8 protein-coding genes are annotated in these 11,556 nt (G+C 69.5%); 7 read left to right on the plus strand and 1 reads right to left on the minus strand.

From position 1 onward, the window contains the following. Positions 1-500 precede the first annotated feature (500 nt). From WFQ05_RS19935 to WFQ05_RS19960, 6 genes are all read left to right on the plus strand, one after another. Positions 501-1,148, plus strand: coding sequence for a TetR/AcrR family transcriptional regulator C-terminal domain-containing protein (locus WFQ05_RS19935; RefSeq protein WP_337055129.1), 648 nt, complete (start codon positions 501-503; stop codon positions 1,146-1,148). 106 nt (positions 1,149-1,254) lie between these two features. Beyond that, entirely contained in the window at positions 1,255-2,349 is a 1,095-nt protein-coding gene (locus WFQ05_RS19940; RefSeq protein ID WP_286574967.1) for an efflux RND transporter periplasmic adaptor subunit, read from the plus strand. Continuing rightward, a complete protein-coding gene (locus WFQ05_RS19945; protein ID WP_337055130.1) occupies positions 2,346-5,435 on the plus strand; it encodes an efflux RND transporter permease subunit in 3,090 nt (1,029 codons plus the stop codon). The genes WFQ05_RS19940 and WFQ05_RS19945 overlap by 4 nt, the downstream gene beginning before the upstream one ends. Positions 5,436-5,593: 158 nt before the next feature. Beyond that, positions 5,594-5,821 carry a hypothetical protein gene (locus WFQ05_RS19950; RefSeq protein WP_337055131.1) on the plus strand — a complete coding sequence of 76 codons (228 nt, stop codon included), beginning with the start codon at positions 5,594-5,596 and terminating at the stop codon, positions 5,819-5,821. Positions 5,822-6,007: 186 nt separating this feature from the next. Continuing rightward, positions 6,008-6,559 carry a lipocalin family protein gene (locus WFQ05_RS19955; RefSeq protein ID WP_337055132.1) on the plus strand — a complete coding sequence of 184 codons (552 nt, stop codon included), beginning with the start codon at positions 6,008-6,010 and terminating at the stop codon, positions 6,557-6,559. A gap of 58 nt (positions 6,560-6,617) precedes the next feature. Then, the gene (locus WFQ05_RS19960) at positions 6,618-7,094 is read left to right on the plus strand and encodes an LEA type 2 family protein (RefSeq protein ID WP_337055133.1); all 477 of its coding nucleotides are present in this window, start codon (positions 6,618-6,620) and stop codon (positions 7,092-7,094) included. Between the two features lie 725 nt (positions 7,095-7,819). Here WFQ05_RS19960 and WFQ05_RS19965 read toward each other — a convergent pair. After that, positions 7,820-10,306 (minus strand): S8 family serine peptidase, encoded by a 2,487-nt coding sequence (locus WFQ05_RS19965; RefSeq protein ID WP_337055134.1) that lies wholly within the window; start codon positions 10,304-10,306, stop codon positions 7,820-7,822. 222 nt (positions 10,307-10,528) lie between these two features. On the opposite strand from WFQ05_RS19965, the gene WFQ05_RS19970 reads away from it, so the two are divergent. Continuing rightward, entirely contained in the window at positions 10,529-11,368 is an 840-nt protein-coding gene (locus tag WFQ05_RS19970; RefSeq protein WP_337055135.1) for a DUF6689 family protein, read from the plus strand. Positions 11,369-11,556: the final 188 nt, after the last annotated feature.

Consider the following 11,556-nt stretch of genomic DNA (forward strand, 5'->3'; position numbering starts at 1 on the left):
TTCGAATACATCGAGCGGTTCCACAACCCGAGGATGCGACGAAGGGTCGCCAGGCAAGACCAGAAGTTCTCAGCCCTTTTACAACCGTCCGTGATTTCGGGGTAGAACCCCTAATCCGGCAATGGACGGTGTGCTGGGCTACGTGTTCCTCTAACCACGTAGCACCGAACGACTGGGCAGCTTGCTGCCCAGTCGAATCCTCCCCCGGGAAACGGGCACGCGACGCCCATTGAGTTGGTCAGTGCTTGTATCTCGAACGGCGCTAGCCGCTGGCAAGATGAGGCGCACATTCGCTAGTCCAACGGCCCGATGACGATCGGTGAATTCGCAGGGCCCTGTTGGTCAGCAGCACAAGGCACTCCACAGGACCGCTGAAAGACACGCGGCCAGCCGATAACCGTCGTCTCCTTCGGCGTTTCCTGTTCGGCAAAGCATTTGCCAACCCGCCCTAACACCGTTAGAGTCCGCAACCTAACGCTGTTAGACGCCATGCCACGCCCATGCGCAGCCCGCTTACGCAGGACCACATTCTCCAGGCGGCGTTTCGTCAGCTCGACGAGGCGGGCATGGAGGGCATCAGCCTGCGCAAGCTAGCGTGCAGTTTAGGGATCCGTGCGCCTTCGCTGTATTGGCACTTCAAGAGCAAGCAGGCGCTGGTCGATGCGCTGGCCGATGCGCTGATCGCCGAGGTGGCGCGCGACATCCCAAAAGGACAGGACTGGCGGACCACGATGCATCAGATCGCAAGCGAGTTCCGCACCGCGTTCAAGGCGCATCGCGATGGCGCGCGCGTGTTCGCGGGCACCTTCCTGGCCACCGAGAACATGCTGCGCGTGGGCGATGCGACCATCGCGGCGCTGATGCAGGCCGGCGCGCCGGTGGCGTTCGCCGCGAGCACGGCGCTGGATTCGGTCTACTACGTCATGGGCTTCGTGATCGAGGAGCAGTCGCTGCCGACCGACCCGGACGCGCTGGAAGGCGTGCAGCAGGCGTTCTTCGAACTGGCCAGGGCGCGCTTCCCGCACTGCTGGGAGGCGCGCGAGGTGCTGGCCGAGCCGAACTTCGACGCGCGCTTCCGTAACGGCATCGACCTGCTCCTGGACGGTGTCGAGCAACAGATCCGCCGGCAATCCGCCGTCTCCACCTGACTTCGCCCGGGACGCGTCCCGGACCAGCGCTGTTTCCATCAGCCATGTGCGGGCCGACCGGCGCCTAGCACCAGCCAGCACTCCACCTCTTGCCTCTGGTTCCTCTATGCGTGCGCCACTCCTGCGTTGGTCCCTGCTGTTCGCCGCCCTGCCCCTGTTCGCCGCCTGTGGTGGCGGTGCCAAGGACAAGCCCGTGGAGGGCTCCTCGGCACTCGCCGTTGCCCTGACGCCGGCGCGCATCTATCCGCTGGCGCGCAGCGTGATCGTGTCCGGCCCGGTGTCGGCCTATGAGGAAATGCAGCTCGGCGTCGAACTGAGCGGCCAGCGCATCACCCGTCTCAACGTCGATGTCGGCCAGACGGTGAAGCGGGGCCAGGTCCTGCTGGAGCTGGACCACCGCACGCTCGACAGCGAGGTGGCCCAGGCCGATGCTGCCGCCCAGCAGGCCAAGGCCGCGCTGGAACTGGCGCAGGCGAAGCAGACACGCGGCGAGAAGCTCGCGGCCTCGCAGCTGATCAGCGCCAGCGACCTGGACGAACTGCGCGCCACCGCGACCCAGGCCCGGGCGCAGCTGGCGACCGCGCGCGCCGCGCTGGACGCGGCCCGGCTGCAGCGCGATTTCGCCGAGCTGCGTGCGCCCGCCGATGGCGTGATCTCCAAGCGGCTGATCCAGCCCGGCCAGGTCGTCGCGGCCGGCAGCGAGCTGCTGCGCCTGATCCGCGACGGCCGCCTGGAATGGCGCGCCGAACTGCCCGAAGCGCAGCTGGCCGACGTGGCCGTCGGCAACCCCGTCGCCCTGACCTATGCCGGCCAGCCGATCGCCGGCCGCGTGCGCGCCGTGACGCCTGGCGTGGACGCGCAGACGCGCACTGGCACGGTGTATGCGGACCTGCCCGCGCCCGGCCCGCTCAAGCCGGGCACCTTCGTCGAAGGCCGCATCCTCACCGGCGACGGCCAGGCGCTGATGGTGCCCAGCGCGGCCATCGTCCAGCGCGATGGCCACAGCTATGTGTTCACGCTCAAGGACAAGGGCAGCGTGGCCCGCCGGCGCGTGCGCACGGGGCAGACCGTGCAGGCCCGCACCGAGATCGTCGAAGGCCTGAAGGACGGCGAGCAGGTCGTGTCCGAGGGCGCGGGCTTCCTCGGCGACGGCGACCGCGTGCGCGTGGTCGAGGCCGGCAAGGGAGCGCGCGCGCCATGAACTTCTCCGCCTGGGCCATCCGCCGGCCGCTGCCGGCGCTGATGCTGTTCTTCGTGCTATGCGTGGCCGGCCTGTGGGGCTTCCACGCGCTGCCGGTCGCGCGCTTCCCCGACATCGCCTTCCCGATGACCACCGTCACGGTGACCCAGCCGGGCGCCTCGCCCAGCCAGTTGGAGGCCGAGGTCACGCGCAAGGTCGAGGACTCGGTGGCCACGATCAACAACGTCAAGCGCGTAATGTCCACGGTCAGCGAGGGCGTCAGCACCACCAGCATCGAGTTCCAGCTGGAGGCCGACCTCGGCACCGCGCTGGACGACACGCGCGATGCGGTCACCCGCATCCGCACCGACCTGCCGCAGGACATCCAGGAGCCGGTGATCTCCAAGGTCGACATCGGCGGCTCGCTGATGACCTACGCGCTGGTCGCCCCGCAGATGAGCCCGGACGAAGCCAGCTGGTTCGTCGACCGCGAGATCTCGCGCGCGATGTACGGCGTGCCCGGTGTGGCGCGGGTCACGCGCGTGGGCGGCGTCGAGCGCCAGGTGCGCGTGGACCTGGATCCCAACGCCCTGCTCGCCTTCGGCATCACCGCCGGCGCTGTCTCCCAGCAGCTGGCCAAGATCCAGGTCGAACGCGCCGGCGGCAAGGCCGAGCTGGACGGCGCGCAGCAGACCATCCGCACGCTGGGCACGGTCGCCGACGCGCAGGCGCTGCGCGACTACTCGATCAGCCTGCCGGACGGGCGCTCGGTGCGCCTGTCGGCGCTGGCCACGGTCACCGACGCGGCGGCCGATCCCACCCAGGCCGCGCTGCTGGATGGCAAGGCAGTGGTGGCCTTCTCGATGTCGCGCACGCGCGGCTCCAGCGAGGTCAAGGTCGAGGCCGGCGTGCACAAGGCGCTGGACGCGCTCAAGGCGTCCCACCCCGGCGTGGACTTCCGCCTGGTCACCACGGCCATCGACGAGACCCATCGCTCCTACGATTCGTCGATGACCATGCTCTACGAAGGCGCGCTGCTGGCGCTGCTGGTGGTGTGGGCCTTCCTGCGCGACTGGCGCGCGACCTGGGTCTCGGCGCTGGCGCTGCCGCTGTCGATCATCCCGACCTTCGCGGTGATGCACTGGTTCGGCTTCACGCTCAACATCATCACCCTGCTGGCGCTGTCGGTGGTGGTCGGCATCCTGGTCGACGATGCGATCGTGGAGATCGAGAACATCGTGCGTCACCTGCGAATGGGCAAGCCGCCGCTGGAGGCCGCGCGCGAGGCCGCCGGCGAGATCGGCAACGCCGTCATCGCCACCTCGCTGACGCTGGCGGCGGTGTTCGTGCCGGTGGCCTTCATGCCGGGCATCGCCGGCAAGTTCTTCCGCGAGTTCGGCTGGACCGCGGCCACCGCGGTGCTGTTCTCGCTGCTGGTCGCGCGCCTGCTCACGCCGATGATGGCCGCCTACCTGCTCAAGCCGCATGGCGAGGAGAAGGGCGAGTCGCGGCTGATGACCTGGTACCTGGGCTGGGTGGACGCGGCGCTGCGCCATCGCGGGCGCACGCTGTGGATCGCGGCCGGGCTGTTCGTGGCCTCGCTGGCGCTGGTGCCGCTGATCCCGGCGACCTTCATCCCGCAGTCCGACCTGGGCCGCAGCAACCTGAGCCTGGAGCTGCCGCCGGGCACGCGGCTGGAGGACACCGTGGCCGTGGCCGAGCGCGCGCGCGCCCTGCTCAAGGACATGCCCGAACTCAAGCAGGTCTACACCGCCGTGGGCAGCGTGCTGGACCTGGGCGACCCCTCCACCACCGGCGTGGCCGATCCGCGCAAGGCGACCCTGGTGCTGGACTGGGGCGCGGCCGATACGCGCAAGCGCGACCAGCGCGCGCTGGAGCGCGATGCGCGGGCGCGGCTGGCCGATCTGCCCGGCGTGCGCGTGAGCTATGTCAGTTCCGAACCGGGCAATCTGCTGCAGTTGGTGCTGTCCGGCGACGATCCGCAGCACCTGCAGGACGCCTCGCTGGCGCTGGAGCGCGACCTGCGCGACATCCCGGGGCTGGGCAGCGTGACCTCGACCGCCTCGCTGCTGCGCCCGGAGATCCAGATCGTGCCCAACCCGGCGCGCGCGGCGGACCTGGGCGTGTCCACCGCCGACATCGCCGAGGCCGCCCGCATCGCGACCGCAGGCGACTACGAGCAGCGCCTGGCCAAGCTGAACCTGCCCGATCGCCAGGTGCCGATCCGCGTCGGCTTTTCCCAGGCCACGCTGTCTAACCCCGCGCTGATCGGCCAGCTGCGCGTACCCGGCCGCTATGGGTCGGTGCCGCTGGCGGCGGTCGCCGACATCGAGCTGGGCAGCGGCCCCTCGCAGATCTCGCGCTACCAGCGCCAGCGCAACGTCACCCTCACCGCCGAGCTCAACGGCCGGCCGCTGGGCGATGTGATGGACACGGTGCAGAAGCTGCCCAGCGTGCAGCACCTGCCGCCGGGCGTGAGCTTCCTCAACACCGGCGATGCGGAGGTGTTCGTGGAACTGTTCGTCGGCTTCCTGCTGGCCATGGCCGCCGGCATCGCGTGCATCTACATGGTGCTGTTGCTGCTGTTCAACCACGCGCTGATGCCGCTGACCATCCTGATCGCTGTGCCGCTGTGCGCGGGCGGTGCGTTCGGCGCGCTGCTGCTCACCCAGAACATGCTCTCGCTGCCGGCGCTGATCGGCCTGCTGATGCTGATCGGCATCGCCACCAAGAACTCGATCCTGCTGGTGGATTACGCGGTGATCGCCGAGGACGAACACGGCCTCAGCCAGCACGATGCCCTGATCGATGCCTGCCGCAAGCGCGCCCAGCCGATCATCATGACCACCCTGGCCATGGGCGCGGGCATGATGCCGATCGCGCTGGGCTTCGCCGGCGATTCCAGCTTCCGCGCGCCGATGGCCATCGCCGTGATCGGCGGCCTGGTGACCTCCACCCTGCTGAGCCTGATCGTGATCCCGGCGGCCTTCACCCTGATCGACGACATCGGCGAATGGCTGTCGCGCAAGCTGCGGCGGCGCTCTTCGCATCCGGACGCCAGCGCGGCCTCGCATCCGGGCGCCTGATGACGGCGGGTGGCGGGGCGCCGGAGTGCCCCGTCGCCTGGACCTGACTTGACGCGAACGCGCCCTCCGTCGTCACCCGCTCACCACCAAACTGTGACGGGTTTTTCGCATGAGCCGGCTTACGCTGGAGCCTGGGTTCAACTGCGACGGGGGAACGATTGGAACGCAGGCTCGGGGACTACGAGGTGGTGACCTCGTTTCTGGTGGACACGTCGAATCGCTGCCTGCGCGGCGTGCTGATGGTCTATGGGCCAGACGGCGCGCTGCTGCGCACGATTCCCGCCACCGCCCCGTCCGTGTCGCGCGCGGACATGGAGGAGCGCATGCGCCGTCTGCTGGAAACCATCGAAGCCATCGCCCCGGACGGCACGCCGCGCTACCGCTGATCGCCCGGCGGCATGCCGCCATCCGGCCGCTTCCACTACCCGCCTGATGCCGGGACGTGGGCGTCCACCAGGGTCTCGCCGTTAGGGCGACGCCCGTGCCGGTCGCAATCGCCTTGAAGTCGTGCGGGTGCGCCTCGCGGGCGAGGCCGCGCTGGGCCACACTGAGCGCCCCCGACGGAGGCCCGCATGTTCCGCATTCCCACCCCGCTGTCCTGGCTGGCATTGCTGGCGCTGTGGCTGCCCGGCTCGGCGCCCGCCGCCGAGCCGGCGTTCTCCTCGGTGCCCGCGCTCGACATTTCCCGTTACGCCGGGCAGTGGCACGAGGTCGCCCATCTGCCCAACCGCTTCCAGGAAGACTGCGCGGGTGAGATCACCGCCACCTACACCCTGCGCGCCGCCGGTCACCTGGGGGTGCGCAACGCCTGCCTGGGCAAGGACGGCCGCCGGATCGTGGCCGACGGCGAGGCGCGCCCGGTCGCCGGCCAGCCGGGCCAGCTGCAGGTGCGCTTCGCGCCCGGCTGGCTGTCCTGGCTGCCGTGGGTGTGGGCGGACTACTGGGTGATCGACCTGGACCCGGACTACACCTGGGCCGTGGTCGGCGAGCCGGGCCGAGACTACTTCTGGATCCTTTCGCGCGAGCCGACCATGGACCGCACCCTGTTCGAGGCGATCAAGCTGCGCGCCGGCCAGCTCGGCTACGACCTGTCCGACCTGGTGGTCAGCGCGCCCCTGCGCTGAAGGCCGGCCACGCCCGCGTGTATCCTCGCCTGCGTCCTGATCACGCCGGTTCCCGCCCATGCCCCGTGCCCATCGTTTCCTGCTGCTCCTGCTCTGCGCCATTGCCCTGGCCGCCTGTAACCGTGGTCTGGTCAAACGCGTGTCCGAACCGGCCGTCAGCCTGCAGCAGGTGACCGTCGGTACGGACGGGCGCTGGCAGGTCGAACTGCGCCTGCAGAACTACAGCAGCATCCCGATGCGCTTCGAGGACATCGACCTGGCGGTGACCGTCGCCGGCCAGGACGCCGGCCCCCTGCGCGCCACCCCCGGCTACACCATCGGACCCGAGGCGGCCGATGTGGTCGGCGTGAACTTCACCCCCTCGGCCAACGCGCGCATGGCCGTGGCCGGCGCCCTGGCCAGCGGCCAGCCCCTGCCCTACACCCTCAAGGGCACGGTGCGCGCCACGCCTGAGGACCAGAGCGTGCGCAGCTTCGAGCTGGACATGCACAGCAGCCTGAGCGCCGCGCCGGGTCTGGCCGGCGTGCTGCGCTAGAAGCGATGCTTCGATTCGCTGGAGCGCGGGGTCGGTAAAGCGGACTTCGCCCACCAGCCTCGACCCGGCTAGGCGCGGCTCCGCGGCTCGGTCATTCCTTCATGGCAGACGCTCGGGAACGGCCCGACTGCGCCTCCCACCGGAAACGGGTCGGCAATCCGCGAGGATGTCTCGCATGCAATCGCTGCCGCCGGCCATCCTCGCCGCTCTCCGCGTGCCCAGCCGGGTCGAGGCCCTGCGGTCGGAAGAGTCAGGACTTCTTACGATCCGAACGCATTGAGCAAGCGCTCTGCCCCCTCCCTTTCGCCGAAGGCGAAGGGGAGCTCGAAGTCGCGAACTAGCGACTGAGGGGGTGGGGTGCTTTTGCTTTTGCTCTTGCTTCGGTGGCTTGCCCGGTAAAGCCCCGACCCCTCCCCATCCCTCCCCTGCGCTGCGCGCAAGGGAGGGGGCTCAAACTGAAGTCCTGTGACCTGACGCGCGCGGCAGCGGGCCGGCGGGCGGTGGCCGCGCTAGCGAGGCAGGAAGCCGAGCGCCCGAATCAGGGCAGGATGCCCTGTTTGAGGGATAAGCGGCCACTGCCCGCCGGACCGCTGCCCTTCCGAAGCCAACGAGGGCCACTCGCCACAGTCGCCTACCGTAAGAAGCATTCCAAAAAAAACGCCCCGCACTAGGCGGGGCGTTTCTCGCGCCATCCATGGCGCCGAAGTACCGAATCGCAGGCCCGATCAATCCTCGGTTGGGCGGCTGACGTCCAGGAAGCGCCCGGCCGTGACCGCGTAGGCGCCACGCGTGACCAGGCTGGTCGGGTCGAAGTAGGCGTGCAGCGTCGGCTGCAGATCCGTCGCCCCCTGCGTCACGGTGTAGCGCGCGTTGAGGATGCCGTTGTCCAGCGCCGACTGGACATAGCCACGCAGGCTGGCCGGAATGCTGCCCACGTCCTCGATCGGCAGCTGCTTGCCGTTGTAGGTGACCGACAGCGTGCCGTTGAAGTTCACCGCCGTGTCCTGCAGACCCAGCGACTGCACCAGCGAATAGGCCAGCTGCAGCTTGGTGACCTTGTCGGCCGGCTTGAAGTTGCCGCTGACCAGGCCCATCACCCCGGCCTGACTCTGCGACAGGTCACGCAGCACCGCCCCCTTGGCCACCACCGCCTCGGCCGCCGCATAGCTCGGGTCCTTGGTCGACAGGCCGGTGAAGCTGACCTTGCCCGGCGCCGGCAGCGACTGGCGAATACCGGCCCCCATGACCAGGTACTGCGCCAGCTCGGCACGGGTCAGCGCATCGTTGGGACGGAAGTTGCCGTTGGACGAACCATCCATCATGCGGTTGGAGACCGCGTACTCCACCGCACCACGATAGGCGCTGGAAGTCGGCACATCCTTCAGACCGCTGAAGCCGGCGCTGTTGGTGAACTCGATCGTGCCCGAGACCACGCCCGGCGCCGACACACCGTTGGTGACGCGCAGCGGATCGACCGCCACGCCGCCGACCGAGCCGATGCCGCTGACGCTGATCTTCCAGGTGCCCTTCTTGCCCGGCGCGCTCGCCTTGACCGAGCTGCCCAGCAGCGGCAGGGCGATGGACGAACCGTAGCGCTCGCCGTCCGGATCGGTCAGCACCAGGGCGGCGGTCGTGCCGGTCATGGTCGCGCTGGCGGTGACCCAGGCCACGTTGTCGCCGACCTCGAAGGTCTGGTACTGCGGCTCGCCCACCGGCGTGAACAGCACCTCGAACGGCTGCGAGCTGCCCGGCGACAGCAGCGCGTTGCTGTTGAAGGTCTTCAGCGAATTGACCGTGCTGCCGTAGCCCGAGCGCAGCTTGGCGGCCTCCATCAGCGCGTCGTAGGCGTTGACGTAACCGGCGCCGGCTTCCCAATAGGCGCGGCCGGGCATGTTGGTCGCCGTGCGCTCCAGGATGTCCTTGACCTGGGCCGGGGTCAGGTCCGGGTTGGCCTCCAGCATCAGCGCGATGATGCCGGCCACGTGCGGGGTCGCCATCGAGGTACCGCTCATCACCGTGTAGAACGGCAGCTGCGCGGGCGACAGGGCGGCCACGTCGTCCTGCGCGGCCAGCGGCGGCAGCAGGCCGGTCAGCGCGCGGGTGGAGATGATGTCCACGCCCGGCGCGGTGATGGTCGGCTCGTTGAAGTAGGTCCACTGCTTGCCGTCGGCCATGGTGAAGGTGCCGCTCTCACCGCGCTTGCCGCGCGAGGAGAAGCCGGCCAGCGTGCCGTCCTTCTCGCCGGCGGCCACCGAGATCACCCACGGCGCCTGCGCATAGGGATTGTGGGTGTCCTCGCTGGGGCCGTCGTTGCCGGCGGCGAACACGCTGACGATGCCGTGCTTGTAGAGCTCGTAGGTGGAGACCGACACCGGATCGGTGGGATCGAACTTGCCCGAGGTGCCCCAGGAGTTGCTGACCACGCGGATCGGGTCCTTGAAGCTGAACTGGTGCACCAGCGCGTAGTCCAGGCCGCCGACCGCATCGAGGATCAGCAGCACCGCGCCCGAGCCGTAGCCGACCAGGCTGGCGCCGGGGGCCACGCCCCGGTAGACGCCATTGGAGTGCCCGCCGGTGCCGCCGACGATGCCGGCGCAGTGCGTGCCGTGGCCCGAGCCCAGATCGGTATTGGGCACGTTCTCCACGTAGGTGATCGGCAGCATCGAATCGAACGTGGCCAGGTTGGTGTTGGCCAACACGTTCTGCACCACGTGCGAGCCATAAGCCACGTCGGTGTTGGTGCCGTCGATGCCCGAGTCGTTGATCACCACGCCCACGCCGCGGCCGCTGTAGGGCACCGCACGGCCGAAGTCGCCCGGGTTGTCGTAGGCGCGCGTGACACCGGTGATCTTGTTGGCCTCCACGTCGTAGTACTTCAGCGGCGCGTTGTAGTAGATCGAGGCCACGTCGTCGCGCGCGGCCAGCGCCTTGATCTCGGCCGGCGTGGCCACCGCGCCGGCGATGGGCAGCGCGCGCATCGCCACGCCCTCGGTGATGCCCAGCGCCTTGAGGTCGGCCAGCTGCGAGGCGGTCGGCGCGGTGCTCTGCTTGTAGGTGATGACCACCTGCAGCGGCGCGTCGGCCGCGGCGCTGGTGATCTTGGACTGCAGCTGCGCGTCCAGGCGCGCGGCGGCGTGGGCGGTGGAGAAGGCGCCCATGGCGCCGAGGACTGCACAGACGCTCAGGGAGAGAACGGGGCGGGACAGGGACATGTGCGTGGCTCCGAAAAGTGGGACCCGTAACGGGGTGACCACACGTTGCCCCCGGGCTCAGGGCCCGCCAATCCGGTATTGCCCCCAGCGGGCCTGGGTAAAAACCCTCAGTGACGCGCATCCCTGTTCTTGGCTGGTTATGATCCTGACCACTGGCCCCGCGGGGCCTTCCGCCCGCAGCCGGTCCAGGGCCGGCTGCACGCCATCGACAAGGTTCGCGCCATGACTCGATTCCCGCTGTTCGCATCTCGCCTGCTGCTGGTCGCCGGGTTGCTGCTCTCGGGGGCCGCCGCCGCCCAGACCGTGCCGGTCAACGTGGCCATCGCCAGCGATACCGCCACCGTCGCCATCGGAGCGCCGAACGCACCGCTGGCCGACCTGACCATCAACTTCGACCAGGCCAGCAACCTCAGCGCCGAGAACCTGGGCATCAGCGCGCGGCTGCTGAGCGGGCCGGAACTCGGCGCGCTGACCGCCCGCCTGCCCGGCACCGTGGTCCAGCCGATCCAGCCGCTGCCGCTGCTGATCACGGTCGAACCGCCGGTGGCCGGCGGCTTAAGCTTCAAGAAGCTGGTGCGCGTGGAGCTGCATACCCACGTGTTGCCCTACACCGCCGGCTCGACGCTGCGCCTGTTCAAGGCCCCGCTAGGCGGCGCGTTCCGCGACATCACCGACGAAATCTCCCCCGGCAGCGTGCGCTCGCGCGGCACCACCGACGGGTTCTCGCAGTTCCTGCTGGTCAGCGACCTGCGCCCCACCCACGCCGTCGTGGCCGACAAGCTGAGCAAGCTGCGCGAGCTGGTCGATGCCCTGCCGCCGCCGCAGGCCGGCCCGCTGGACGGCTATCTGGACACGATCACCGCCGCGCTGGCCGCCGGCGACTTCACCGCCGCGACCGTGGCGGTGGACAGCTTTCGCGAACGCGTCTCCGCGCAGGCCGGCACCGGCATCCCGCAGGTGTGGAGCGCCGGCGACCATGCCGGCAATCCGGCTGGCGCGCTGCTGGCGGGCGCGGCCACCCTGCGCTTCTCGATCGACTATCAGCGTCTTTACGATCCTTAGAGCGTGTCATGGGCTTTGACGTGAGATGCGTTGGCCATCAGCGGTGCGGAGCCGCTGTCGCGTGGCGCAGCCTTGGCTGGGCGCCAAGGTAAGCCGCGCGGCGCCGGCTCCGTGCCGCTAATGGCCAACCCTCCGGGAAGTCGCCTGGGGCGCGCCGATCCTGTGTTGCGCACCTTGCCCAGGCGGCG

This window comes from Pseudoxanthomonas sp. USHLN014, from assembly GCF_037153335.1.
GTDB classification, from domain to species: Bacteria; Pseudomonadota; Gammaproteobacteria; order Xanthomonadales; family Xanthomonadaceae; genus Pseudoxanthomonas_A; species Pseudoxanthomonas_A winnipegensis.

What these genes read in the sequence shown, in the direction of transcription:
- WFQ05_RS19935 (WP_337055129.1), top strand. Translation starts at nt 501, where the DNA reads ATGCGCAGCCCGCTTACGCAGGACCACATTCTCCAGGCGGCGTTTCGT.
- WFQ05_RS19940 (WP_286574967.1), top strand. Translation starts at nt 1,255, where the DNA reads ATGCGTGCGCCACTCCTGCGTTGGTCCCTGCTGTTCGCCGCCCTGCCC.
- WFQ05_RS19945 (WP_337055130.1), top strand. Translation starts at nt 2,346, where the DNA reads ATGAACTTCTCCGCCTGGGCCATCCGCCGGCCGCTGCCGGCGCTGATG.
- WFQ05_RS19955 (WP_337055132.1), top strand. Translation starts at nt 6,008, where the DNA reads ATGTTCCGCATTCCCACCCCGCTGTCCTGGCTGGCATTGCTGGCGCTG.
- WFQ05_RS19960 (WP_337055133.1), top strand. Translation starts at nt 6,618, where the DNA reads ATGCCCCGTGCCCATCGTTTCCTGCTGCTCCTGCTCTGCGCCATTGCC.
- WFQ05_RS19965 (WP_337055134.1), bottom strand. Translation starts at nt 10,306, where the DNA reads ATGTCCCTGTCCCGCCCCGTTCTCTCCCTGAGCGTCTGTGCAGTCCTC.
- WFQ05_RS19970 (WP_337055135.1), top strand. Translation starts at nt 10,529, where the DNA reads ATGACTCGATTCCCGCTGTTCGCATCTCGCCTGCTGCTGGTCGCCGGG.